Source organism: Bdellovibrio sp. SKB1291214, assembly GCF_002209355.2.
Taxonomy (GTDB): domain Bacteria; phylum Bdellovibrionota; class Bdellovibrionia; order Bdellovibrionales; family Bdellovibrionaceae; genus Bdellovibrio.
Genome location: NZ_CP106855.1, coordinates 3,392,553 through 3,419,109 on the forward strand (window position 1 = coordinate 3,392,553; position 26,557 = coordinate 3,419,109).

22 protein-coding genes are annotated in these 26,557 nt (G+C 45.4%); 9 read left to right on the forward strand and 13 right to left on the reverse strand.

All coding sequences use genetic code 11. The annotated features are described in order from the left end of the window. Positions 1 to 106: 106 nt before the first annotated feature. The 4 genes from B9G69_RS16725 (at position 107) to B9G69_RS16740 (ending at position 6,399) form a co-directional block, all read left to right on the forward strand. Positions 107 to 2,254, forward strand: coding sequence for a chemotaxis protein CheA (locus B9G69_RS16725; RefSeq protein WP_088615691.1), 2,148 nt, complete (start codon positions 107 to 109; stop codon positions 2,252 to 2,254). Then, positions 2,251 to 3,126 (forward strand): CheR family methyltransferase, encoded by an 876-nt coding sequence (locus B9G69_RS16730; protein WP_088615690.1) that lies wholly within the window; start codon positions 2,251 to 2,253, stop codon positions 3,124 to 3,126. The genes B9G69_RS16725 and B9G69_RS16730 overlap by 4 nt, the downstream gene beginning before the upstream one ends. A gap of 9 nt (positions 3,127 to 3,135) precedes the next feature. Next, positions 3,136 to 4,197, forward strand: a complete 1,062-nt coding sequence (locus B9G69_RS16735; RefSeq protein WP_088615689.1) for a protein-glutamate methylesterase/protein-glutamine glutaminase — start codon at positions 3,136 to 3,138, stop codon at positions 4,195 to 4,197. Between the two features lie 102 nt (positions 4,198 to 4,299). Beyond that, positions 4,300 to 6,399: a response regulator gene (locus tag B9G69_RS16740; RefSeq protein WP_088615688.1), complete on the forward strand. Its 2,100-nt coding sequence runs from the start codon at positions 4,300 to 4,302 to the stop codon at positions 6,397 to 6,399. On the opposite strand, the gene B9G69_RS16745 is transcribed toward B9G69_RS16740, so the two are convergent. Beyond that, complete coding sequence (locus B9G69_RS16745; protein WP_088615687.1) at positions 6,396 to 7,583, reverse strand: poly(A) polymerase; 1,188 nt, start codon at positions 7,581 to 7,583, stop codon at positions 6,396 to 6,398. The two genes, B9G69_RS16740 and B9G69_RS16745, sit on opposite strands and share 4 nt — an antisense overlap. Positions 7,584 to 7,649: 66 nt before the next feature. Between B9G69_RS16745 and B9G69_RS16750 the strand changes: the two genes are divergently transcribed. The 4 genes from B9G69_RS16750 (at position 7,650) to B9G69_RS16765 (ending at position 11,310) form a co-directional block, all read left to right on the forward strand. Continuing rightward, on the forward strand, positions 7,650 to 8,477 hold the full coding sequence (locus tag B9G69_RS16750; protein WP_254916894.1) for an alpha/beta fold hydrolase: 828 nt from the start codon (positions 7,650 to 7,652) through the stop codon (positions 8,475 to 8,477). A 45-nt stretch (positions 8,478 to 8,522) separates the two neighbouring features. Continuing rightward, positions 8,523 to 10,169: a DEAD/DEAH box helicase gene (locus B9G69_RS16755; protein ID WP_088615686.1), complete on the forward strand. Its 1,647-nt coding sequence runs from the start codon at positions 8,523 to 8,525 to the stop codon at positions 10,167 to 10,169. Positions 10,170 to 10,274: 105 nt separating this feature from the next. Next, positions 10,275 to 10,637 (forward strand): CidA/LrgA family protein, encoded by a 363-nt coding sequence (locus tag B9G69_RS16760; RefSeq protein WP_088615685.1) that lies wholly within the window; start codon positions 10,275 to 10,277, stop codon positions 10,635 to 10,637. Continuing rightward, positions 10,630 to 11,310: an LrgB family protein gene (locus B9G69_RS16765; RefSeq protein ID WP_088615684.1), complete on the forward strand. Its 681-nt coding sequence runs from the start codon at positions 10,630 to 10,632 to the stop codon at positions 11,308 to 11,310. Before B9G69_RS16760 ends, B9G69_RS16765 begins: the two co-directional genes overlap by 8 nt. Here B9G69_RS16765 and B9G69_RS16770 read toward each other — a convergent pair. The 12 genes from B9G69_RS16770 to B9G69_RS16825 form a co-directional block, all read right to left on the reverse strand. Next, positions 11,303 to 11,986, reverse strand: coding sequence for an ankyrin repeat domain-containing protein (locus B9G69_RS16770; protein ID WP_088615683.1), 684 nt, complete (start codon positions 11,984 to 11,986; stop codon positions 11,303 to 11,305). The genes B9G69_RS16765 and B9G69_RS16770 overlap by 8 nt on opposite strands. Further along, positions 11,986 to 13,275, reverse strand: coding sequence for a D-alanyl-D-alanine carboxypeptidase (locus B9G69_RS16775; protein WP_265437851.1), 1,290 nt, complete (start codon positions 13,273 to 13,275; stop codon positions 11,986 to 11,988). The genes B9G69_RS16770 and B9G69_RS16775 overlap by 1 nt, the downstream gene beginning before the upstream one ends. 366 nt (positions 13,276 to 13,641) lie before the next feature. Next, entirely contained in the window at positions 13,642 to 15,546 is a 1,905-nt protein-coding gene (locus B9G69_RS16780) for a hypothetical protein (RefSeq protein ID WP_088615680.1), read from the reverse strand. Between the two features lie 88 nt (positions 15,547 to 15,634). After that, entirely contained in the window at positions 15,635 to 16,639 is a 1,005-nt protein-coding gene (gene hemH / locus B9G69_RS16785; protein WP_265437852.1) for a ferrochelatase, read from the reverse strand. After that, positions 16,632 to 17,843, reverse strand: coding sequence for a protoporphyrinogen/coproporphyrinogen oxidase (locus B9G69_RS16790; RefSeq protein WP_088615678.1), 1,212 nt, complete (start codon positions 17,841 to 17,843; stop codon positions 16,632 to 16,634). Before B9G69_RS16790 ends, hemH begins: the two co-directional genes overlap by 8 nt. Beyond that, positions 17,840 to 19,189, reverse strand: coding sequence for an oxygen-independent coproporphyrinogen III oxidase (hemN, locus tag B9G69_RS16795; RefSeq protein WP_088617192.1), 1,350 nt, complete (start codon positions 19,187 to 19,189; stop codon positions 17,840 to 17,842). Before hemN ends, B9G69_RS16790 begins: the two co-directional genes overlap by 4 nt. Then, on the reverse strand, positions 19,189 to 20,211 hold the full coding sequence (locus B9G69_RS16800) for a uroporphyrinogen decarboxylase family protein (RefSeq protein ID WP_088615677.1): 1,023 nt from the start codon (positions 20,209 to 20,211) through the stop codon (positions 19,189 to 19,191). Before B9G69_RS16800 ends, hemN begins: the two co-directional genes overlap by 1 nt. Further along, a complete protein-coding gene (locus tag B9G69_RS16805) occupies positions 20,208 to 20,888 on the reverse strand; it encodes a response regulator transcription factor (RefSeq protein ID WP_176400958.1) in 681 nt (226 codons plus the stop codon). Before B9G69_RS16805 ends, B9G69_RS16800 begins: the two co-directional genes overlap by 4 nt. After that, entirely contained in the window at positions 20,885 to 21,730 is an 846-nt protein-coding gene (locus B9G69_RS16810) for a sensor histidine kinase (protein WP_088615676.1), read from the reverse strand. Before B9G69_RS16810 ends, B9G69_RS16805 begins: the two co-directional genes overlap by 4 nt. Positions 21,731 to 21,736: 6 nt before the next feature. Continuing rightward, complete coding sequence (locus B9G69_RS16815; protein ID WP_088617190.1) at positions 21,737 to 23,020, reverse strand: glutamate-1-semialdehyde 2,1-aminomutase; 1,284 nt, start codon at positions 23,018 to 23,020, stop codon at positions 21,737 to 21,739. Between the two features lie 17 nt (positions 23,021 to 23,037). Continuing rightward, the gene (gene hemC, locus B9G69_RS16820) at positions 23,038 to 24,546 is read right to left on the reverse strand and encodes a hydroxymethylbilane synthase (RefSeq protein ID WP_088615675.1); all 1,509 of its coding nucleotides are present in this window, start codon (positions 24,544 to 24,546) and stop codon (positions 23,038 to 23,040) included. Continuing rightward, positions 24,537 to 25,436 (reverse strand): hypothetical protein, encoded by a 900-nt coding sequence (locus tag B9G69_RS16825; RefSeq protein WP_088615674.1) that lies wholly within the window; start codon positions 25,434 to 25,436, stop codon positions 24,537 to 24,539. The genes hemC and B9G69_RS16825 overlap by 10 nt, the downstream gene beginning before the upstream one ends. A 108-nt stretch (positions 25,437 to 25,544) precedes the next feature. Here B9G69_RS16825 and hemB point away from each other — a divergent pair, with 108 nt between their 5' ends. Continuing rightward, positions 25,545 to 26,528 (forward strand): porphobilinogen synthase, encoded by a 984-nt coding sequence (gene hemB, locus B9G69_RS16830; RefSeq protein WP_088615673.1) that lies wholly within the window; start codon positions 25,545 to 25,547, stop codon positions 26,526 to 26,528. Positions 26,529 to 26,557: the final 29 nt, after the last annotated feature.

Here is a 26,557-nt window from a genome sequence, read left to right on the forward strand (position 1 = left end):
TCGAATTATCCACCCTCCTCTCTGGTCCTTTGTAATAGAAGCAAATGTCCTAAGTTGCCGATAACTTTACTGATTAGAAATACATAGTTTCCAGTGGAGAATTAAAATGAGCGGCGATAATGCATTCTTTGAAGAACTGCAGATGGATTTTCTTAACGAATCTTTGTTCATGTTCGAACAATACGATGAATCCATGATGAAGTTGGAAAACAGTGATGATCCGGCAAAGGACCTTACTGATATTTTCCGCGTGGCCCACTCTGTAAAAGGTGGAGCTGCAGCAGTTGGTCTTAGTGATCTTGCGAAGTTCGCGCACGTTGCAGAGGATCTGTTAGATCTACTTCGTTCAAAACCAGAATTGGTGAATTCCAATGTGATCTCTTTGCTTTTACAGGCGGGTGACGAGTTAAAAAATCGCATCTCTTCTTTGCAGCAAGGTAAAGGCGGTCCCTGGGATCCGTCTGCCCTTGTGAAACAGCTTGTAGAAGTGACAGAAGGCCTTTCTGGCAAAAAATCTTCTTATACAAAGGCGACGGAAGCTGCAGCTGCTTCTCCACAGGCATCAGCTCCACAAGAGGAAAAGATTGCGGTACCGGATGATTTTTTCGAACATGTCGACGCAGCAGCAGCGGCATGTCCTGTTGAGCCAAAAGCAGAAATCCCTGAGCCGGCCGAAGATGTGACAAATCACGATCTATTGGCAGAATTACTTTCCCAGTTGTCTCCAGAAGACCAAGCGGAGTTCCACGCTAAAGAAGCAGCTGAGAATGCAGAGAAAGAACTTATTAAAGAACTTGAAAACGCCGCTATTGAAATTCCCGAGCAGACAGCACCTCCCGTGGTGGTGGCAGCTTCTGCGGTTGCGGGGCCCGTTGCAGGTCCAAAAGTTTCTCCCGCAGCGACGGCGTCTCCTGAACCCGTTGCTGAAACTCCAAAATTGAAAGTCGTTTCCGAAGCGAAAGCACCCGCTCAATCTGAAGGCGGCGGCGGTGGCGGCGGATCGAAATCTCCAGCGAAAAATCTGACAAGCACAATCAAAGTAGACACAGGCCGTGTTGATTCGGTTCTTGATGCGGTTGGCGAGCTTGTGGTTTTGAAAAACCAGTTGGTTCATGACGAAACTGTTCGCAGTGGTGAAAATCTTCGTCTTGAAGCTATCGTCGATCAATTAGATAAAGCGGTTCGTGAACTCTATGAAAAAACATTGAGTATCCGTATGACGCCGCTTAAATCTATGTTCATCAAAATTCAACGTATCGTGCGTGACGTATCTATCACTTTGGATAAGCCAGTTGATCTTCAATTGATTGGTGAAGAAACAGAGGTTGAAAGAACGGTCTTCGAACTTTTGGGTGACCCTTTGGTTCACTTGGTTCGTAACTCCATGGACCACGGTGTAGAGAAAAAAGAAATCCGTAAGGAGCGCGGTAAGCCAGAAATGGCAAAAGTAATCGTTTCTGCGAAACAAAATGGCGGTAACGTTATTATCGATATCTCTGATGATGGTGGCGGTATTAACCGTGAAAAAGTTTTGAACAAGGCGATGGAGAAGGGTTTCGTTCCGAAAGGTGTGGACCCGGCGACCATCCCTGATGAGCAAGTATTCCAGTATATTTTCTATCCGGGCTTTTCGACAGCTGACAAGATCTCTGATCTTTCTGGTCGTGGTGTTGGTTTGGACGTGGTTAAATCTAACTTGGATAAAATTCACGGTAAGATCAACATCATCTCTAAAGCGGGAGTTGGTTCCACATTCCGTTTAACGATTCCTCTAAGCACTGCGATCACTGACGGTATCATTGTGTCTTTAGATGGTTCTCGCTTCATCCTTCCGATTCACTCGATTCGTGAAATCGTTCGTGTGCTTCCGAAGGACTACACACATATTTCCAACGCCGGCAAGGTCGCTAATATTCGTGGTCACTTGTTGCCAGTGATTGATGTGTCTGCAACTTTAGGTTCGTTGAATGAATCATTCAACGCCAAGGATGCTCGTCGCGACGATACGCTGAGTGCTCGTCGTGAAGAAACAATGCTTGTGATCATCGAGTCTGTAACGGGTCAAATGGCGTTCCCAGTTGACGATGTTTTGGGCCAAGCACAAGTTGTTGTTAAGCCAATTGTAACAGGCTTTGATATCCCAGAGATCGCAGGTGCTGCTATCCTTGGTGATGGTCGTACGGTTTTGATCTTGGAACCTGGTTCATTATTGCAGTCCGTTTCTAAATCTTCAGGAATGGTAGGAGCTGCATGAGTGCCCTTAAAAAAACGACCGATAGCACGGTCAGTGCGCTGTATGAGTTTGAAGATATTCAGCTGACTGAGAAAATGTTCGGTAAGTTTGCAAAGCACATGTATGACTTGGCTGGAGTGGATTTACCGTTCTCGCCAAAAAATCATGCATTGATCAGAAACCGTATCGTAAAGCTATTGCGCCGTCATGGTTTGAAGTCCTACGAAGAGTATTGGGCTATGATCGAGCACGGGAATCATGAGCTCACATCTGAGTTCATTTCTGCTTTGACAACAAACATGACTTCTTTTTACCGCGAAGGTAATCACTTTGATTTTTTGGCTCAACAGCTGCCAGAGCTTTACAAAAAATTTGGAGCTGATATTCGTATGTGGTGTGCAGCTGCAAGTACGGGCCAAGAGCCGTATACAATTGCCATGACAGCGAATGAAGTGATGCAGTCTATTCCGGGTATGAAGGCACGTTTGCTTGCAACAGATATCGATTTGCAAGTTCTTAAAAAAGCGTCCATTGGAGCTTATGAAGACCGTGAAATGCAAGGTCTGCCATCGGCTCAACGGTTGAAGTATTTTGAAAAAGTTAAAAAGAACGACACCGAGTTTTGGAGAGCCAAAGATAGCATTCATGACATGATTCGCTTTGCGCAATTCAACTTGATGAGTCCTAAGTATGAATTTCAGCACAAGTTTCACGTTATTTTCTGTCGCAACGTTTTGATTTACTTCGACGAAGAGACGACAAAAAAAGTGATCGATGGTCTGACATCTTGCTTAGCACCCGGGGGCTATTTAATTCTGGGGCACTCAGAGTCGGGTAATATTAAACACGCTAATCTAAAACCGCTGTCACGCGCCGTTTATCAGAAGACGTAAGAAGGAATTATGGGTCAAAAAATCAAAGTTCTCATCGTTGATGACTCTGCTGTGATTCGTAAGCTGCTTGAGAAGATTTTCTCTTCTGCCCCAGATATCGAAGTCGTTGGTACAGCTTCAGATCCCTATATTGCCCGTGATAAACTCGTGCAACTGAAACCGGACGTGATGACTCTAGACGTGGAGATGCCACGTATGGACGGCATTAGCTTTCTTGAAAAAGTCATGCAGCACTTTCCGACCAGAACGATCATTTTTTCAAGCTTAGCGAAAACAGGTTCTGAAACTTACCTGCGTGCTTTGGAAGCCGGCGCTATCGAAATTATGGAAAAACCGTCTATTGACGTTTCTCAAACTTTAGAAATCTTGGGCCGTGAAATCGTGGAAAAAGTGCGCGTTGTTGCACGTGCCCGCATCCAGGTAAGGACGAAAGTGAATACTCCAAGCACTCCTATTGCAAAAGCGGATCGTACCTCACTTGCACGTACAACCCATCAAATGATTGCTATCGCCTCCAGTACTGGCGGTACTGAAGCATTGAAGGTTTTCCTTTCCGGAATGCCAGCAAACATTCCTGGTACAGTCGTGGTTCAACACATGCCTCCTGGTTTCACAAAATCATTTGCTGATAACTTGAATGCGATGTTCCCGTTTGAAGTGAAAGAAGCCCAAGAAGGCGATCAGGTCGTACCAGGTCGCGTGTTGATTGCGCCGGGGAACTTTCATATGGAAATCACTCGTAGTGGTGCCTTTTATTACGTGAAGCTTCACCAAAATCCTCCTATGCATAGCGTGCGCCCAGCTGCTGACTATTTGATGAAGTCAGTTGCGAAATACGCAGGTAAAAATGCGATGGGTGTGGTGCTGACGGGTATGGGTAAGGATGGAGCCGAAGGCCTTTTAGAAATGAAAAATGCCGGTGCCTATACCATTGCTCAAAATGAAGAGACATGTGTTGTCTATGGGATGCCAGCCGCGGCGGTTGCCTTAGGGGCGGCTGACAAAGTGATGGCTCTTGATAAGATCGCCGGGGAGCTTTTAAAGCAGCTCGATATCAGAGACGCCGCTTAGTAAATTACATATTATTTATGAAACGTGTAAAACGGGGAAAGATAAGACTTTCCCTGTTTTATTTGCTGGGCCTGTGGAATATTGCTTTGAACTCGTGCGTATATGAAAAAAAACGAACTGCTTGAACTAGAAATTCGTAAAGTCGACCTGCTGTTGGGGCAAAGTTTTACTGCCATGGTGGCTGTGCTGACCACCGCTTATTTCTATACCTATATCGCTTGGGAAACTGTTCCCCACAAATTCATCATCATCTGGTTTTTGATCATCAATATCTATGCTGCTTTAAGTTTGGGTATCGTTCCTTTTTGGAAGGAAGCCAAACTGGGCATTCAAAAAGTTGAACAACTGAATATCTGGAAAAGAGCCAAGTATTGCTTGTTGCTGGTTTCGGGAATGAGTTGGGGAGCCATGGGTTTTATGGCGCCTTGGACGGGACCCACGGTGCAGAATCTAACGGCGTTATTGATTGCCGTGATGACTGCTGGTGGGATGATTCTTTATGTCTCCAACCGTGTTGCCATGCTATGCGTGGTAGGACCGACTATTTTGGGTTGGGCCTTGGGATATTTAGTATCTGGGCAGCCGCATGGTTATTTAGTCAGCGGAGTGATGCTGATTTATCTGGGCTTAGTTGTGGTGTTAGGAAGATCTTTGAATCGTTCCATCATGACTTTGTTCTCTGTTGATAAAATTTTGATGCGATCGGAAGAGCGCGTTCGCATGGCGATGGATTCGTCTGAAGCGATGACCTGGGATTGGGATATTCAGGAAGACCAGATTTACCGTAAAGGCAACTTGTCCTTGTTACCTGAACAGTCCTTGCTGAAAGAAATTTTGCGCTCGAACTTCCATGAGAACCGTGAATTGGATTTTGAATTCCTCTTGGCCAGTGAAAATGGTGGAGCCCGCTCTTTAGCGTTTCGTGGAAAGATCGAACGCGATGATGCGGGCCAAGTGACTCGAGCAACGGGAATCGTTTGGGACGTCACAATCAAACGTAACCAAGACTTTTTACGTCGCGAGCGTGATCTGCACGAAGCTGCGAATGATGCAAAATCGGTCTTACTTGCCAACGCCAGCCACGAGATTCGGACTCCCTTAGCTGCCATCCTGGGATTTTCCGAAGCTTTGCTGGCCAACCCAAATTTAGACCCATCCGCTTATAAAGATATTCACTCTATTCAGCGTCAGGGCAAGTTTATGACATCCCTGGTGAATGACCTCTTGGATTTGTCTAAAATTGAAAGCAAAAAACTTTTCTTGCAGAAAACTCCGATGAGTCCGGTGCAGGAAATCGAAGATTCCGTTTCGGTGATTCGCACTGTGGTGGATAAACGCCATCGGCTGACTTTAAAATTTACCACGTTAGTGCCGGATGAAATTCAAATGGATTCGGTTCGCTTTCGTCAGGTTTTGATCAATCTGTTATCGAACGCTGTGAAGTTCACTCCCCAGGGAGAGATTCAGGTTCTGGTGTCGTTTGGTATGGATACCGCGAATCAGGGGACGTTGCGTATACGCGTAGCGGACTCTGGTATTGGAATGAATGTGCAAACTCAAATGAATCTGTTTCAACCTTTTATGCGGGGTGAAAGCCGCGAAGTTCAAAAGGTCGTGGGTTCCGGACTGGGTTTAGCGTTATCACAACGTCTGGCTCGTTTGTCAGGTGGTGATTTGTGTTTGATCGAATCGATTGAGGGCAAAGGTTCGGTCTTTGAATATTCCGTCAGTGTGGGATCGGTCACACCACTAAAATTGATTGAAGCGGGTCAAGCCAGCCGCCTGGTCCAAGAGCGCAATCTGCCGGAAAATAAAAACTCCGAATATCTAAAAAGCCGACGCATTTTGGTGGTCGACGACTCAGAGGATTTGCGCAACCTGATGCATAGGTATTTACTTCGTCACGGGGCTCATGTGGATGTTTGTGACAACGGTCATGAGGCCATCGCACGTGCCCTTACTTCAGATGGTTACGACGCGATTTTGATGGACATTAAAATGCCAGGAATGAGCGGCCATGATGCCACTCGAGAGCTGCGTGGACGTGGTTACAACAGAACGATCATCGCCTTGACCGCTCAAGCCAGTGCTGAAGGTCAGCGTGACTGTTTGAATTCTGGTTTTGATGCTTATTTAAGTAAACCGGTGGATACATTTAAACTTGAAGAAGTCCTTACACAGGCACTTCTTCAAAAGGCTTAATGAGTCGGAGTGACTTTGCCGCCCGTGTATTTTTCGAGCTGTTGCATCCAGTAGTGAGTTTCGGCTCCCGATAACGAGAAATCCATCATCGAAAGTTTCATCGCCAAACCAAAGGCTTCGTTCAAAACGAAAGCCATCTGACGACGCTCGCCTTTGCGCGAATAGTTGTCGATTTTTTTAAGGCTTGTCATTAAGTGCAATGCTTTAAAGAAAACAGCAGCCTCTTGCTTAAAGATGCCCATTTCCTCGCGGATGAAATAAGCAAGTTTAGCATCGTCATAAACTTCTTCATGATTCCAAAGACCTTCGCCGTATTGTGCTTTCATGAAAGCAAACATGAATCCCGCAAACAGCTCTAAGGGATCCTGCTTATTGATGCCCACCTGAGTGATGCGCGCCAAATGCATTTCAAAAACTTCCATTTTAGAAGGGTCCATGAATACGGAGTGCAAGCCAGGCAGAATTTGTTCCAGGATGTGCAAATCAAAAAGTTCCATGAACGCTAAGTGCGGTTCATCTAAACGCAAGAATTTAAGCCATTCCTCGCGACGACGAGGTAAAACGGATTTTTTTAATTCAGAACTTGTTTCCGCAATTGCATGGCGCATGCTGGACTCAATCGAGAAATGCAGTTTGTGAGACAAGCGAATAGCGCGCAAAATACGAATCGGATCTTCGATGAAACGTTCCTTAGGATCGCCAATCATACGAAGAACGCGGTTTTCGATGTCTTGAATCCCGCCACAGAAATCGATGAGTTTATTTTGACCCGGATCATAGAAAACGGCGTTGGCTGTGAAGTCGCGACGTTTGGCGTCCTCTTCCACAGTTCCAAAATAGTTATCGCCTTCGATCGTTTCTTCTTCAGGAGTGGCAGCTAGCTCTTCGGCACTCACGTTACGGCGGAATGTCGCTACTTCGAATTGCAAATCACCACGTTTTACCAAAACAAGTTTGAAGCGACGGCCAATCACATAAGCGTTGGGCACTTTTTTACGAACTTGGTTTGGGTGAGCGCTGGTCGCGATATCGAAATCTTTCGGATGAATGCCTACCATAAGATCGCGCACGCAACCCCCAACAAGATAGGTTTCAAAACCAGAGTCTTGCAGGTTTTTGACAATTCTTAATGCGTAAGGATCAATCCAGTCTTCGTGAAGCTGGGGCTTTTTGGTGGAACTCATTGAGGCTGAAGTTACTCCTGTTCGGGCCAAAATTCAAACTTGAAATACCCCCGCAAGGAGAGCAGGATGAGTTTCGATATGGCATACTTGGATAACTTCAATCACCAGTTCTATGGTCCAGAAAATGGACGAAAATGGGTCTTTATTCATGGGCTTATGGGCTACGGTCAAAACTGGCGACGGATCATTTCCGGCCTCGAAGCCACGGAAAGATGCTTAGCCTATGATCAACGGGGCCACGGCAGATCTTTTCAGCCGGAAACGGGCTATGCCCCCGAGGATTATGCCAATGACCTAAAACAAATTGTTGATGAAATCGGGTGGGATAAAATCATCTTGGTCGGTCACTCAATGGGTGGCCGTAATGTATTGGCTTTTGCCTCTATGTATCCCGAATATGTTGAAAAGCTGATCGTCGAAGATATAGGCCCTGAAGCGAATCCAAAGGCGTACGAGTACTATGAGTATCTCTTGAATCTGGCGCCCACTCCCTTTGCGTCTCGTGACGAAGCTCGCAAATATTTCATGGAAGACTTTGTTAAAACGGCAAAGACCCGAGAAAAAGTCGAAGTTATGGCTCAATACTTCTATTCCAACATGGTGGAAAAACCAGACGGGACCGTTGATTGGCGTTTTTCAAAGCATGGTATCATTGAATCTGTGAAGGCTGGCCACACGCAGGAGCGTTGGGAACAGATTCGCGGCCTCAAAATGCCGACCCTTTGGATCCGCGGGGAGAAATCTCAAGAGCTAAAAGCTGATATTTATCAGCGAATATTGGCAGAGAACCCGATGATTAAGGGCGTCGAAATCCCAGGGGCTGGACATTGGGTCCACTCAGATCAGCCTCAAGCCTTTATCGAGGCCCTAAAAAGCTTTGTTGGTGACTTTTAGGCCACCGAAAAGTAGGTTTGGGCCATAAACCCGGAGTAGTAAAAGTTGAAATTCTCAGAGTTGAATTTAGATCCTGCCTTGATGACTGCCATCCAAAAAATTGGATACGAAGAATGCAGTCCAATTCAAGCGCAAGCCATGCCAATTATTCTGGATGGTAAAGACGTAGCCGGCCTCGCACAGACGGGCACAGGCAAAACAGCAGCTTTTGTTCTTCCTTTGATGGAGCGTATTTTGCGCGCTCGCCCAGCTCACGGTGAAATTACTGATGCTGAAAAAGAAATCAAAGAAAAACGCGCCTTCAAAGATTGGAAGCCACAAAACTTTATTTTAGTTTTGGTTCCAACTCGTGAATTGGCGGAACAAGTTCAAGACAATATCATCAAGTTCGGTGCTGACAGCGGCCTTCGTGGTTTCGCAATTTATGGCGGCACTGGATACGACAAACAAAAAGAGGCGTTGAAAAACGGTGTTGAATTCATCGTAGCAACCCCAGGTCGTTTGATTGATTTGTACAAAGAACACTTGGTTGATTTGAAGCAAGTTCGCGCCATCGTATTCGACGAAGCGGACCGCATGTTCGACATGGGCTTCAAAGACGACATGAAGTTCATCTTGCAAAGAGTGCCTCGTGAACGTCAGTTCCTAGTTTTCTCTGCAACATTGAACTTTGACGTATTGAACACGGCTTACCAATTTGGTTCCGAGCCGGTTGAAATCAACATCAGCCGGGACCAAGCTAAAGCTGAAAACGTGAAAGACCAAATCTTCCACGTGGGCAACGCTGAAAAACCTCAGCACCTTTTGTCTTTGCTTAAATTGCACAATCCAAAACAAGCGATCATCTTTACTAACTTCAAATTGAATGTGGAAAAGATCACGAAGTTTTTGGTGGATAACGATGTGCCTGCAATGGCGATTTCAAGTCTTTTGACTCAAGCTCAGCGCAATCGTGTGATCGAACAGTTCAAAGCTGAAAATCACCTGAATATCTTGGTGGCGACAGACGTTGCGGCTCGTGGTTTGGATATCAAGGGCGTTGACCTTGTTATCAACTACGAATTGCCAATGGACTCTGAATCTTACGTTCACCGCATTGGCCGTACGGGCCGTGCAGGGACAACAGGTCAGGCCTTTTCAATGGTGGGGGAAAAAGACATCGAGTCTTTGACTCGCATTGAAGATTATTTGAAGCACAAAATTGAAGTGGGTTACTTGGAAAACGAACAGTTGATCCAAGAGTTTAAACCATTCCCAGATCGTTTCGATGGTCACTATCCAAAATCAGTTGAGGGTGGTGAACGCGGCGAACGCGGTCCTCGTCGTGAGGGTGGTCGCCCAGGTGGCAACCGTGGTCCTCGTAAAGAGGGCGACCGTGGTCCCCGTCGTGAAGGTCGCGGCCCGCGCGGTGAAAACCGCAGTGGCGGTGACAACAGACCTCCACGCGAAGAGCGCAAAGGGGCTTCAGCGACGAAGTCAGATGGACCAAGTCCAAGACATGCAAAACGTCCCGAGCATGGAGCAGCGAAACCTCACGGCACGCATAAACGCGCCGACAATCGCCAAGGTGGACAAGGCCCTCACAAACGCCATGAGCCCCGTAAAGGCGCAAGTGCAGTTCGCAGACAGCCGGTTAAGAAACAAACTATCGGCAACAAGATCACCAGCTTTATCAAAAAGCTGTTCTCTTAAAAAACCAACCCCGGCGAGCACATCCCCGGGGTTTTTTATTTTCCATGATTGAATCTGTTAAATTACTAGTGTGACTGAAGGGATGGGCTCCCTTATCGTGGAGTCATGATCTTAGCGTTGTTTATCCTGCTGTTTTTTCAATTTTTGGGTGAGGGTTTAGTTCGTTACTTCAACCTATTCATCCCAGGCCCGGTGATGGGCATGGTTTTTTTCTTTGGGGCGTTGGTGTTCTTTCCGGTTTTGAAAAGTCGTACGGAAAGCCTAGGCATTTTTATCAGTCAGCATCTTTCGCTATTTTTTATCCCGGCGGGCGTGGGAATGATTGAGTACTTTGATCTGTTTGGACAGCATGGGGCGGCGATTGTTATCACCATTATCATCAGCACAACAATCACAATCGTGGCGACGGCTTTGATCTTTAATACGCTGTTGAAAGTGAAAGGTCACAAGGGGGAAGCTCATGATTGAGTTGTTCTCGTTGATCCTGACATTTGGGATGTATCTATTTGCCTTAAGAATCAGTGATAAGGGGAATAAGCATCCTTTGCTCAGTCCCGCATTGATTGGGATTCTGGGCGTGATGGTTGTGATCCTATTTATGGGCATTCCTTATCAGGAATACTTCCAAGGCGCGCGACCGATTCACTTTATGTTGGGTCCTGCAACTGTGTCATTTGCATTACCTCTGTATGCTCAGCTGGATCGTCTTAAAAAACTAATGGTTCCGCTAGTGATAGCTCTGGTGATTGGCTCATTGATCGGGATTTTAAGTGCCGTGATGATCGGAAAGGTCTTTGATCTTCCGCAGGAAGTTTTGATTTCCTTGTCACCGAAATCAGTGACGACACCCATTGCAATGGGCATTGCTGAAAAAATCGGCGGGACGGCATCGCTTGCGACAGTGTTTGTGATGATTACCGGATTATTCGGGGCGGCTGTTGCAACTGTCGTTTTGAATATGGTGAAAGTGCATGATCCCGCAGTTCGTGGATTTGCCTTAGGCTTGTCAGCGCACGGGCTGGGAACAGCCAGAGCATTTCAGGTAAATCAAGTTGCAGGAGCTTTTGCGGGACTTGCGATGGCGTTAAATGGTCTTATGACTGCCATCTTAATCCCACTGCTGATGGCACTTTTTAGTTAGTTGATGTTTCTGTCGTTTTTATTTTTTTAGACAGAAGAGAAACCAAAGACTTGTTATTCATTTCTTTGGAAAGATCTAGGGCAGTTTTGCCCTCTTTGTTTTTAATAGCGACGTCAGCGCCATTTTGTACAAGTAGTTTTGCAATATTCGTATAACCAGCACGAACGGATTCAATCAAAGCCGTGTTACCCAAAGCGTTTGTTTGGTTGATCACTTTTTTGTTCTTTTGAAGAATCATGCGCGTGGTTTTTTCGCTGCTTTTGGCAGCTGTGATTAACAACGTGTCTTTGTTGTCAGAAAGAACTGCGACGTCAACCTGAGCCCCAGCTGCAATTAGCATTTTAGCGGTGGCTTCTTGGTCATTTGAAACTGCCAAAGCCAACGCTGTATCACCGAACTTATTTCTTTGCTCTAAGTTCGCTTTTTTATCCAACAGTAGTTTTACGGCAGTGGTGTTCCCGTGCATCGCCGCTGTCATTAGCGGCGTCATGCTTTCATCGTCTCTCATGCCAGGGTCAAAGCTTGGTGTTTGGATGACATTCTTAACTTCGACGTTTTTTTGTAGCTCGATGGATTTGTTCAAATCGTCAATAGTGCTGCCTTTAGCGCGTACTGGGCCAAATACAGTGAAGATTGCAACCAAAACATAGAAAATCCAAATAGCTACATTAATCATTAAAAGCTCTCCAAGGTAAGCCCGTATTCCAAGACCAGAGCGGATTCTTTATCAAAGGGGAGGGCCGTGATTTCATTATAATCAAACTTTTTAGCGCCATTGTTGATGCCGAAAAGATTGCGGATTCGTTCTTTGATGGAGTTTGCAGCGGAGCCGTTTTCTCCGGAAGAATCTTTGTGCATCAAGATCACGAAATAAATTGTGCCGTTACCAGTTGAAACGGTTCCCGCTAGCGTTTTAGCTTTGTCAACGGTGCCGGTTTTACCGACCATGGCACTGTCCATCACTCCGCCGAATCTTCCCACTGTCGATTCAGAGTCTTTACCCGCCACGGCCATAACATCAGTTAATGACAAACCTTGATTTGCCAAGACTTCATTCAAGCGCACCAACACTTTGATCATGGCAGTGCAAGTGCCTTCGTTATAATCGTATTTCTTTTTAGAGATATAGTCAGCGTTGTTGCCTGAGCCCAAATTGAACTCAAGGTCGCGGTTATCCATCTTTAAGGCATTTTGCAGATATTGATTAAATGCCGGCGTATCACCTAAATTCCAATACAAGTGGTCTGCCACATAGTTATTGGATTTGTTGTTCATGCTTTTAAGAATTTTGTAAAGAGGAGCTGACTTATAAATGAAAGTTGCTGTGTTTGCAGTTTTCTTGAATTCTTCTTTAGGCAAATATCCCACTGTACCGAATTTGATGTTGGGCTTTGTTTCAGGAAGTTTGATCCCGATATCTTTAGAGATTTTACGTAAGTATCTGTAAGAGTTGTCCGCGATCGGAGTCATGAAACCGTTTTGCAGTTCATGCTGTACGTGCGCGACTTGTGAAGGAAGATCTGGATAGTATTTGGTGTCGCCCGCGATTGAAGAAGGCTCTTCCACGTTCCATTCCATTAAAACATTTTGGTCAAAGGAAAGTGTGTCGACCTGTTTGATGCCCATTTCTCTCATCGCAAGCTGTGCCAGAATAAAATATCCCACACTGCGACCGAACATAGGATCTTGACCACCTTCGAAATGGATATCGTAAGTGCCAACGGATTTCTTGGTAACGTGAATGCGAGTTGTGAACCGGTAGTTGGCACCTAGTGTTTCGATGGCCCACAAAGATGTGACGATTTTGGAAATGGAAGCTAATGGGAATTTGTCGTTTTTAGCGTCGTTGCCTTCGATCTTGCCGGAGTTAGCCTTCATTGTGCACGACGAGTTCAGATAGACTTTCGCGTAAGCAGACGTCGTGAAGGTCACGATCAACGCCATTAATGCCAGTTGTAATCTCAAGAATGACACCCTATTCCCCTTATCCCCTAGATGTAATTGAGCTGGTCTACTTAGCAATTCGGGTTCGGTTAATATACTTAAAATCCCTTAATCTAAAGCTCTAAATGGAGTCGCCGGAAACTTTTCGTGATCGCACGCAGGCGGCAGGAGTGTATTATTTTCCAAAGCTGCCAGGAAGGCCACTTTCAGAGGGAAAACGCGTGAAATTTAGGGGAGTTACCGAGGCAAGCTTTTTCGCGCGCAAAGGGCGGATTTGGTTTGAAGGAAGCTTAATGTCGCGCTGACTCAAATTACGCAATTAAAATTCAGTTTGGACAGAAGTGGGGAATAAAAAAGGGCTTCTTAATGAAGCCCTTCGGGTTGAGATTAAGGTTTTTTATTTCCGCCCGTCGAGTCCGTTACCAAGCGCAGATCGAATGAGCGATCATTGATCAAGTTTTGGATGTACAGCAATGATTGATACAGCTGTTGTTTTTCGAAGTTACCAAAGCGGAAGTTGATCGAATCAGATTTACGACCCGAGAATGTCATTTCGTACGTCACCAAATGTTCGAACTGAGAATCTGGAAGCAACGTCAGGATGAAATAAGCACCGTGATCACGCCACATCGCAATTTTCTGCAAATTTCTGAAAGCCTCATAACGGGCTTTATCCGTCATGGCATTCTGCAAAAGGTATGAGAAGTTCATAGCGATTTTTTCGATCTTGCCACGTTTCAATTGATCCAAAGTTTCGCCTTTAGAATCCAAATAATCTGTGAACATTCTTTGAACTTGCGACGTCGTATAGTTCGGCAGGGCCGCGTAAGCTTCAGGCATGATGCAAACCTGATGACGGAAGTAACCATTCACAATGTCGCCATCAGAGAAATCCCAGTGCTTCCAATCGATTTGACGATAAATCCACTCGGGCAAAACTTCCGCAGCGCGATTTTGCATTTTTCCGAAATCTTTTTTGGAAACGTTTCTCATACGTGCTTCGTAAAAGTGCGATGCCGTTACCAAAGTTCCGGGAGTCCAAGCTGGATTTGAATTAAAGATGATGTGATCACCTTCTGTGATTTTATTACCCCAGATGCCATAGAAGATTTTAGATTGAGCCGTCTTTTGGTATGTATCCAAGATGTATTGCTTTTCAACGTTGTTTGAATCGTAGTTTTGCAATTTATTTTGAGAATACAAAGTGTTCGCTTCCAGGCGTAACAAGCTCATAGAAAGCTTATAGCGAGACATAATGTCGATGGAAGTATTGGAGCCCTTGAACACGCGATCGATACGACGTTGTTCCGGTGGCAAGTTGTGATCTGCCATGTACATGTCTTCGATCTCTGACATATCCGTCAAAAGTTCGTTTTGTAATTCAGGGCGAGAAGCCGTCGGATCAATCACTTTCAAGTTTTTGAATTTCAATTTTTTAGACATGAAGTTGTTATAAGCTAACGCCGCATCTGGATTCTTCAAGTCGAATACGTAATCCAGCATGAAGACGTCATTTAACGACTTACCAAAGTTCAAAGACGCCGGTTTCAAGTCAACCCAACGCTCGAGCTTTCTGTCGATCACACGAAGACCAATAACTTTAAGTTTTCCAAGGTAATCAATAGAAGCACCGGCACCTGTTCCGCGGCTTCTCATGGTGATCAGCTTCACACGGATTTTATCGTTTTCCATACGGTACAAGTGAATCATGAAATCACCCGACATATAGATGTGAGTAGATCCACCCAACTCGATTGTTGGATTCAAATCTGTCGCTCCGCCAATTGAGAAAACGATATTTAATTTCCCTTGAAGAGCAACGAAGTCACCAATCTTCAACTTTTCCACAGCTTTTTGAGCTGTGAATGGAATGCGATTCAATGTGTAAGGCATCGCTTTGATAGAATCGCTTTGAGATTTGAACTGACGAGCAAAGTAAACTTCCGTGCCTTGTTCAACTTTGAATCCGAATGGCGTGATATCACCACTCATCAAATCGCCCACATCCACATTCGTCGTAAGGATATACTTGTCCAGGCGAGTGTAGTAACCATCCAGATAGGACGGTTCTGATTTCGCTTTGTATTTCAACGAAACGTTGAGTCCATCGATAAGATCACCGCTCAAACCAATTGTCGCGCCGATATCTTGTTTTGCGATTTGTTTGCGGATTTTTTCTAGAACTTTTGATGGTTCAAAAATGTCTAAGCCTGCGTGAGATTGAACGGGTACAGAAACAGAAAGAGTCAGTGCCAATACGGACAGAACTGACTTCCATGATGTCGTTTTCAAAGTTGCTTACTCCTGAATAGTTAGGACCCCAAGTCTATCCAGGTTTTGGCATATATCAAAATGCAGTGGGTCAAAATAGAGTATCGGCTCAACCTTGAGATTCCACGAAACGGGCAAACTTATTCACCCATTTTTCGTTCACGTTTACACAAGGAACCAAGTGATAGTCTTTGCCGCCGGCATGATGGAAAGTTTCTTCACCACCAATACCGATTTCCTCCAATGTCTCGATACAATCTGCGACGAACGAGGGACATAGAACGGCGATGCTCTTTTTATCAGCAAGTTTTGCGATAGTTTCTTCTGTCGAAGGTTTCAACCACTCAGCACGGCCCAATCGTGATTGATACGAGAGACTCCATTGATCTTTCGAAAGACCCATTTTTGCTGCCATCGATGTGGCCGTCGCCAGGCACTGGGCGCGGTAACATGGCTTATTGCAGGCATTGGGTTGGATACAGCAGTCGGCGGTGGTTAGGCACCCTTGGTTTACTTTCACGTGGCTTTCGGGCAAGCCATGAAAGGAGAACAGGTAGTGACTGACTTCCTTTCCTTTTAAAAACTCTTGGGCAATTTCCACACCCGGGTCCACAAACGAAGGATGTTGATAGAAATCGCGGATGCTTTTTACCTTGAAGTTCAGATGAAGCTTTTTGATCTGACGTTCAACCTCTCGCAGTGAAGATCCCGTTGTCGCATCAGCATATTGAGGATACATCGGAGCCAGTAAAACATGCTCGATTCCCGCCGCTGCAAACTCTTTTAATGCGGTTGGAATATCCGGATCGCTATAGCGCATACCCACTTTTACCAGATACTTGTCACCCAGTTCCTGTTGCAACATTTCTGCGAACTCCACCGTGTAAACAGTCAGCGGGGAGCCATTTTCCATCCAGATCTTCTTATAGTTTCCAGCAGAGATAGGCCCTCTCTTGGGAACGATCAAAAGATTTACTAACGGCCAACGTAAGATGAATGGCAGATTGATGACTTCCTTATCCATCAAGAAATGTGTCAGATACTTTTTAACATCTGGAACTTCGTAAGAGCGAGGACTCCCGATGTTGAGTAGTAATACGCCTGTTTTAGCCATGTTGACTCGCGATCTCTTCACTTAAACGTTCACTGCGTTCTAAAATTTTACTAAGGCCAATTCCAGACAAGTAATTCCCATGCAGGAATAAACCTTCTGGTAATTTCGCTTTTGCCAATTCATTTTGAACTTTCTCAAGTTCAAGATCGTACATCGGCAAAGCTTTGTTCCAGCGGTTGATTTTTGCTTCTAAAATACTGTCTTGGCGTTTGAACAATTTTTTTCTTTCGGAGTTGATCAAATCCTTAAGGGCTTGATCGTTCAAATCCAAAAGATCCTGATTGTTATTGCCACCCATGATCCAAGTCTCGTTGTAGGTTTTATCACGACCTGCAAAGATATAAGGAGGCATCAACACACCTAAGGTGCGCAGACTCAATCCGCGGGGGATCAAGCAGCCAAAGCCTTTGTATTTTGTTTGAGATTTATCAAAGAACACCGTCGTGCTGATCAGTGAAGACATGCGCACGCGGTTTAAAAGAGCTGATATATCAGGAGAGTAAGATTTCAAAAGTTCTGCAGCGGCCGAAGCAGAAGTTGCGAGCGCGACAGGTCCCGCTACTTTTGAAATATCTAAATTTGAATTCAAGTGAATCTGAACGCCTAACTTTTTTAAAGCGGATTCCAGGTGATTCACAACATCTTGCATACCCCGAGGTCCTGTCATCATACCACGGAATTTTTCGCGGTCTTTGCTGAACATGGGTGACAGAATGAGGGATGCGCTCAAGTCTTGAGGTTCGTTGGCGTAAATTCCCTGCATTGCAGGTCCCAACAAGAAACGCGTCGGTGCTTTACCCAAGCGGCGTAGCCCCCACGCTTCCAATGTTTCCATTGGTTTTGGCTTAAGAGAGGCTTTGGCGAACAGAACTCTGGGAACGACTTTGAAAGCCACTGCCAAAACTTCGAAAGGATTTAAGGGAACTGCTTTGGGAAAACCTCTAAAGATAAATCTTTTCTTAGAGGATTCCAGAGGGAACGCAGGCTCAAGACCGATATCTTGATAAAGTCTCTCCGAGCGATTGGATAGGATCATCGAGTTGGCGGCGCGTTCTGCCATTCCATGCTCTGTATAGTCTGTTCCCAAAAGTCCGCCTAAGCGAGAGGACTTTTCGTGAAGCTCAACTTGAAATCCTTTTTGAGCAAGCTTTAGGGACAATGTAAGTCCGGCAAAGCCTGCTCCCACCACCGTGATCTTTTTCATATCGATTGAGAGAATATCTTAGTTTGAGGTTGTTTGGTCTTTAAGCGTTCATCAAAGAAGACGCAGGCGTTACGCAAAAACGGACGGCCTGCTTCAAGAACGACCAATTTATGATCTTTGATTACCAACAAATGGTCCTTGATCATCTCGGCCAAGAAATCAGAAGCTTGCGCTTCTTGTTCGGCGCTCAGGAAGTCCACTTCGAACTCTGTCATCAATTTCAAGATCTGGCGACGACGGACTTGGTCCTCGTCGGTCAGAATGTGACCACGCATCGTCGGCAAAACGCCGTCGTTTAAGCATTGTTCGTATAAAGGCAATACCTTTTCATTTTGATGGAAGCTAAACGGAGTTTCAGAGATCGAAGAGACCCCCAGTCCTAAAAGGACGTCGGTTCTTTGATCGGTGTAACCCATAAAGTTTCTGTGCAGGCGCTTTTCATCCATCGCGATACTCAAGTTATCTGTCGGCAAGGCAAAGTGATCCATACCTACTTCGACATAACCTGCTTTGATCAGGATGCCGCGAGCGATTTCGTACAACTCACGTTTTTCAGCAGCCTTTGGAAGATCTTCGTCTTTAAATAGACGTTGAGCAGGCTTAATCCAAGGAACCAGCGCAAAACTGTACAGAGCAATACGATCTGGACGAAGTTTTACAGTGGCTTCAGCAGTTTCACGGATGGATTCTGCTGTTTGTTTTGCTAGGCCATAGATCAAGTCAAAATTCACAGACGTATAACCCAATTTGCGAGCTTCTTCTGAAAGGTTCGCTGTGATTTCTAAAGGTTGAATACGATTTACCAGACGTTGAACTTCAGGATTGAAATCCTGAACACCCATGCTGACACGATTAAAACCCAACGTGCGCAAAGCTTTAAGTTGTTCGGCGGTCGTACGACGAGGATCCACTTCAATCGAACCTTCAAAGTGCTCAGTATCCAACTTGCAGTCATTTACGATCGGAGTCAGCAGACGAAGCAACGACTCTGAAGACAAGAACGTTGGAGTTCCACCACCCAAATGGATGTGTTTCAAAGGAGATTTCAAAAGCTCCGGAACTTGCTCAGTATAAAGTTTCCACTCTTTCAAGAGCATGTCGACGTAAGGGGACTCTTTGGTGTGGCTTTTCGTGATGATGTTATTGCAACCGCAGAAAGTACAAAGAGTTTCGCAGAAAGGGATGTGGATGTACAAAGACCAACCGCCATCACCTTTTTGCAACGTTGTTTTCAAATGGGATACCCATTGATCACGAGTGGGATTTGTTTCCCAGTAAGGAACTGTCGGATACGATGTGTAGCGCGGAGCCGGCACATCGTATTTGGCTAGTAAATTTTTGATCATCATGAAAGCACCTCACGCACAGTCTCGATGAATAGTTTTACGTTTTTCTCTGGAGTTTTAGGAAGAACACCATGGCCCAATCCACAGACCCAACCAGCACGAGTTTCAAGGGACATGTCCTTCATGGGAGCCAGGAAATTTGCGACAGCTTTTTTGAAATCGCCATCTTCCATAAATAACAAACTCTGATCGAAGTTACCTTGAACGAAGCCCTTGTTTTGAACTTTGAAGCACTCAGGGATGTAGCAGCGGTGATCAAAACCTTGTCCAGCCCATGGAAGCTCTGCGAATTCTTTATTAAAGAATGTCGGTTGAGTGCCTTTTGAATAGTAGCCGATTTTCCCTGGGAATTCTTTGGCAAGAACAGAGATCACCGGTTGGATCCATTCTTTAAAGAACAACGGAGATACTTCACCAGCAGCTGTATCAAAGATCATGACAAGCTCAACGCCACCATCCAATTGAAGTTGAATGTTGGCTTTTAAAAGCGGAAGCATCTTTTCCAAGAATTTCGGGAACATGTTGATCAATACTTTAGATTGAATCAAAGAACCCGCGTGGGAACCTTCAACACCGTAAACGAACAATGTCCAAGGACCACCGACAAAACCGATCAAGCTTTTGTCTTTCGGCAGCACTTCACGAGTCGCGATCACAGCTTCTTTTTGAAATTTCATGAATTCGATCGCAGGGGCTACTTCGCCCAAGTTGTTGATCGTTTCAGGATTAAGTTTAAAGCCTAATTGAGGACCGTGAGCATCTGTGTATTTCAAACCCATGCCCAAAGCTTCCAATGGGAATAGGATGTCAGAGAATAGGATTGAGACGTCGAAATCAAATTCAGCAACCGGACCGCGTGCTACTTCCGCAGCTAGCTCTGGAGTTTTACAAAGCTCTTCGAATGAGTTTTTCTTTCTCATACCTTGGTAATGCTGGTGATAACGACCGGCCTGACGCATGAACCAAATAGGAGGAGTTTTCTGAGCTTTTCTTTGAAGTGCGTTGTGAAATAGTGTGTTCATACTTGTGTTTCCTCCGGGGACCATTGGTAGCCGATGCCGCGCACAGAACGAATGTTTTTATCGCCGTCCTCGCCCAACAAGTGGCGCAGACGAACGATGATATTATCAATCGTACGGTGGCTTGGATTTTTATCCACCCCCCAAACTTCGTTCATGATTTCATCACGACTTAGCACGCGGGGAGATTTATCAATTAATAACTGTAGGATCTTCATGTCAGTGACAGCAGGGTACTCGATTTGCCCCGAGTTCTTACGCACAGACATGTTGGTAAAATTAATCACGCAGCCTGTAAGCTGTATTTCTTTTAGGGGAGCATGAGAATCCAAGACGTTTTTCACGCGGATCAAAAGCTCTTTTAGATGAAAGGGTTTTGGAATATATTCGGAAGCGCCCAACTCAAAACCTTGCAGTCTGGATTCTGCATCTGCCTGCGCCGTTAAGAATAAGAATAAAACGGGCGACAGCTTCTTCATTTTTGCTGCGAGTTCAAAGCCGGTTCCATCCGGAAGGCCCACGTCCAATAAGACTAAATCGAAATCTTTATTTTTACTAAATAAAGACCATGCTTCTGCGACGCTTTTACCCCATGAAACTTCGTAATCTTTGCGCAAGCGTTCCGTAAGTGTCTCACCCAAAGAAAGATCGTCTTCAACCAGGAGGATTTTTCTCATCATAGATGACCCTCCGTGTGTAGAACCGATTTAAAACCAGCATTTTCAGTGGATTCAAACTTGATGTCTCCGCGCATTTTTTCCATCAGACGTTTCGTAATCAAAAGTCCGATACCATTTCCGCGGGAATCTTTAGAATTTAACAACGCAGAACCAAGTTTGTTCGTTTCACCTTTAAAACCCAGTCCGTCATCCTCAAAGATCACTTCAAGGCGGCTGCTGTTCAAAGCACGCACGCGAATGCGAACAGTGGTAGCTTTGCCGTGTAAAACGGAATTTTGCAGAAGGTTTCTGACGACACTCATCAAGGCTCTGCGGTCGCCAGAGATTTTGGCGTCTCGCTCAAGCTCAACTGACAGATCGGCAAATTCGCTGCGAAGGTTGGCCATCAAGTCACTTAACTGTATTTCTTCATGCAAGAGAGGGCTTACCTCAAGATTCGCTAGTAACAAGGAATTCTCAAGCTGCAAATCCAGGCGCTGAATATCAGAAATCAAACGCTTCATGACTGGCGGGCTGTTACCTTGCAAGTCTTCCTCCAAAACTTCAGCTTGCAGTCTTAAACGGGCAATTGAAGTTTTGATATCATGACTGAAAGTCGAGAAAAAGAAACGCAGCCGATCGTGGCGCTGTTTATCGCGGAAGGTGAAGACAATCAGAGAAATACCGCCAATAAGGATGGATCCCAACAGAATCGAACCTTCCCACGCGATCATTCGGTGTTGACGAGCTCCTTCAAGCTGCATCAAAAAGAAAACCCACCACCAAGCCACAAGTGCAAACGTGAACGCGAACCAGATGATCGCGAGCACTGTTTTCAAATGTGATTTGATGAAGTTTTTCATTACTAATTACTCCGCAGAACCTACGATGATATTTGCAGCTTCAGCTAGCAATTCATCTGTGTGAGCCATAGAAACGAAACCTACTTCGTAAGCATTTGGAGCCAAGTAAACGCCCTTATCCAAAGCTTTTAGGAACAAAGTTTTGAAAGTAGAGCTTTGGTTGGCAGGGATTTGCTCGATAGTACGGATTGTTTTGCCGCTAGTATCGCCGTGGATCCAGAATAGAGAAGAATGTTGTTCAACTTTAAGTGGAATACCTTTTTTAGCGAAACCATCACGCAGGCTTTGAACGAATTTTTGAGTACGTTTCTCAAGAACATTCCAGCCATCCAAGCGCTGCATCTTTTTAAGAGTCGTAAGCCCCGCGCGCATACCGATTGGATTCGCTGACAAAGTACCTGCTTGGTAAACATCACCGCTTGGAGCAACCATGTTCATCAATTCAGCACGACCACCGTAGCAACCCACTGGGAAACCACCACCGATAATTTTACCGTAAGTCACAAGGTCTGGAGTGATGCCTGTTTTTCCAACCATGCCTTCAAGGCCTACGCGGAAACCAGAGATCACCTCGTCAAAGATCAACAAAGAGCCGTTCTTTTTGCAAATTTCAGATACTTTTTTAAGGAATTCTTGGCGTTGAATCAAAAGACCGTAGTTGGCAGGAAGTGGTTCAATGATCACAGCCGCGATGTCTTTACCTTGAGCTGCGAAGACTTCTTCAAGTTTCGCTTCGTCATCAAGGGGAGCCACAACAGTCGTGTTTGCTACCTCAGCAGAAATACCCGCTGAAGAAGAAGCCGCTGCACCCGCCAAGCCTGAACCTGCTTTAACTAGCAAGTTATCAACGTGACCGTGGTAGCAACCTTCAAATTTCAAGATTTTGCTACGACCTGTCGCTGCACGCGCGACACGCAATGCAGACATAACCGCTTCTGTACCAGAAGATACGAAACGAAGTTTTTGCATGAACGGAAGAGTTGAGGAAATCCACTCTGCCAATTCCAGAGAATAAATTTCAGTGGCCCCGAAAGTCCAAGCGGTGTCCACCATGCGATGAACTTCTTCAGCCACTTCAGCGTCACGGTGACCCAGGATCAACGGTCCAAAGCTTTGGCAGAAGTCGATGTACTTTTTGCCTTCAACAGAAGTAAGAAAAGCACCTTCAGCTTGTTTAAAGAAAACAGGAGCACGATCCAAACCTTTAAAAGAACGAACCGGGGAGTGAACTCCTCCTGGTGTCACCTTCAAAGCGCGTTGGAAGAGTTCTTCAGAAGTATACTTCGACAGCGTCGAAGTGGGTTCAGTTACTTTGTGCATTGCTGTCTCCAGTTTTCTTGATCCAAGTAGATATTTAATTTTGATTCGTTGAAGTGACCTTGCTCTTGCAGATACTGACGGATGATTTTGAAAGTGTTGCCAGGACCACAAGCGTGGTGCTTGCTTAGAACTTCAGGATGTTTTTTTGCTGTATCTAGGAACTGACTGCCGCTGCTCCAGAAGAAGCATTCTTTACCAGTCACAGGCGTCGCATTGTTTTGCTCACCCAAAGTGTAAGTCGCAACCAGAGGCATTTGGCGTGCGCCTTCTTCGTAACCCGTGTCGTGAGTCAGTTTTGCCCAAGACAAAGATTTACCGGCCAGGATATCGATGCGGGATTCTTCTTGTTCACCCAAACCTTCAGAGCAACCGTGAACCCATACGCCTTTTTGAGCCATGGCTTTCCAAGTGCGAGTTCCTGCCGTCCAAATGTATTGGTCAAACTTCAAAGATTCTGGCCAAGATTCAGAACGCGAAACATACAAGGCGTTTGTTCCTGTCGGAATTTTCCAGCCGTTAAGGACTTTTCTTTCCGCGCGAACTTCGGAAGACCACATTTGATCCGCAGAAAATTTCGGGGACACGACAGAAGGTTTCAATTCACGTTTATCTAGAACAGTTCCGCCGTCAGTCAGACCTTTTAGAATCGTGATCTCACCGTAGGGACGGGACAAAACAGCCACACCGATCTTTTGATGGCAACCGCCACCAAAGCTCGCCAGGATGTCGCGCTCTTTTTGCGCGCATTGGAATGTCGTTGGATTGTCGATTTTAGCTAGTAATGCTTTTAAATCTGCACGATCCGCTTTGATCTCGACAGCCAATGCACCTTGAGCGGCTGCATTCGGATTGATGCTTAAAGGAAGAGCGGCGAATTCAACTTGATCCAAGTACGAACGAAGCAAACCTTGAACTTCTTTGAATTCAGGTTCTTTCGCCGTCAACAGTCGATCTAATGCCGCTTTCGCAACGATCAAACCGTCTGTTTCAGGAGCTTCTAAAAGTTTGCGGATACGTGTGGGGATATTTCCACGAACACTTTCGAATTTGACTGATTCCAAGTTGAACGGAAGATGTTCTTTAAAGAAATTCGTCAGATTATATTCACGACGAGGTGAAGAGCTGAACACGTTCATTTTTTTAGAAGTGCGCAGTTTTTCAAAGTGTGATTTTTTAACCAGCAACAAGTCACGTTGATCGGCGCGAGGAAGTGTCGCTGCAATCACGGTTTCTGTTTTAGCTTCCGTCGGAAGGTCCTTCCAAGAGTGAACCACCATATCGGTTTCACCACGAATCAACTCGCCAAAGAAGTCCTCTGTGAAAACACCTTTCTCTGGAATTTGCCAAAGAGGTGTCGTTAGGTTGATGTCACCCAAGGATTCTTTGAACTTGAATTCGATTTCAAGTCCCGGATTTTTTTCTTTTAGAATTTCGCCAACCATATAGGCCTGGAGGCGGGCCAGATCACTTTTTCTCGCGGAAATCTTTAAGCGCATATATCGTCCCACCCAAGTGGACGAAGCTCCGTTCTTTGCGCGAAGGCCAAGGCTTTTTCAAACAAGAACTCGCGGATTTGCTCGATCTTTGTTTGTCTGTCCTTTTTGGTCTCTTCGATTTCAGCAAAGAACTGTTGAAGGGTCATGAGAGTCACGTGAGGGAACTGACTTTCAATAATTGCAGCTAGATTGTTATCTTCACCGCGCAAATCATAAATCACATGCGGACGAGTATCCTGCTTGCTGATCAATTCCAAGATGCGTGCATCAGAAAGAGGCGCGGCAATCACCATCGCTTCTCCATGAACGTAAGCTTCGTTGTAGTTAGAAATAGTCAAATTATCGTATTTCTCTGCAAAGCTGCGCATCTTTGTGCATTCACGGCAAAGAACTTGAACGGATTTTTTATGTGCCAGCCACGGAAGGATTTCTTGCGCCAATTGTCCGGAACCGCAAATAGAAACGGATTCCATATCCTTGGAGTAGCGGCGCAGAAGGCTGCCATAACTTTGTGAACCAATTCCCACCAAGTGTTCTGCACGAGTGCGTTTCACTTCAGTCATAACGAAGTTCAACCATTTCTGGTTATCGCCAAACAAAGTGTCGCCAGCGGCTTTACGAGCATCGATGAAATTACGGAATTGACCTAGAACTTCTGTTTCACCCACGATTGGGGAATGAAGACCACAAAGAATTTCAAGTAGAAGGCTGAAAGCTTTCTCTCCACGTAGAACCTGATCTTCAGATTCGATAACATCCAACATTGAATTCAATTCGTCTTCGCGGCAGAATAAAATCTGACGAAGGCATGTCTTGAACACGGCTGAATCTTGCAGGGATTCTGCAAAATTTTTGCTGGATTTTCTGTGAACGAGAAGTATATCTTCCATCTTGATTATTAGGTTTATCACTAACCTTTCATTAAAGTGTCATTGAAATGTCATTTACGATGTTTTCCCAAGCTGAGACAACATCTGACATGCGAAGCGAGGATCTATATGAAATTGACACACAGACCCAGAAGAAACCGTCGTACGGAAGCTGTGCGCCAAATGGTGGCGGAAACTGACCTCCGACCGTCGCAACTCGTGCTCCCACTGTTCTTAGTTGAGGGCACTGGACAGAAGCAAGAGATTGCCTCAATGCCGGGCATTTATCGTATGAGCCCTGATTTAATTTTAGATGAGGTGGCTCGCGCGGTTTCATTGGGAGTGAAAAGCTTCGACCTTTTTCCTGCTCTGCCAGAAACCAAGAAAGATACAACGGGGACAGAGGGGCTTAACCCGAATGGTTTAATGCCCACAACTCTGAAGAAAATTCGCGACAAGTTCCCTGATGTAACGCTGATCACTGACGTTGCTCTAGATCCCTACTCCTCGGATGGACATGATGGCGTAGTGAAAAACGGTCTCATCTTGAATGATGAAACGGTCGAGATTCTGGCAAAAATGAGCGTTCTTCACGCAAAATCGGGTGCTGATATCGTGTCTCCATCAGACATGATGGATGGCAGAGTCGGTGCCATTCGTGAAGCCTTGGATGCGGAAGGTTTGATCGACACAGGCATTCTTTCTTATTCAGTAAAATACGCATCTTCGTTTTACGGTCCATTCCGTGAGGCTTTGGATTCAGCTCCTAAATTTGGTGATAAAAAAACCTATCAAATGGATTTCAGAAACACGCGCGAAGCTATTCGCGAAATCGATTTGGATGTCGCCGAGGGTGCTGACATCGTGATGGTGAAACCTGCGTTGTCGTACCTTGATGTGATCGCAAAAGTAAAAGCGCACACGTCCATTCCAGTAGCAGCTTACAACGTAAGTGGTGAATACGGCTTGATCAAGCACGGAGCAAAAGTGGGTTTGATCGATGAAACTCGCGCGATGGTAGAAACTTTGTACTCTATTCGCAGAGCCGGCGCCGACATCATCTTCACCTATTTCGCCTTACCAATGGCAGAGTGGCTCAACAAAAATTCCTAAATTCCAAAAGGTACGTCCTTACCTGCGAG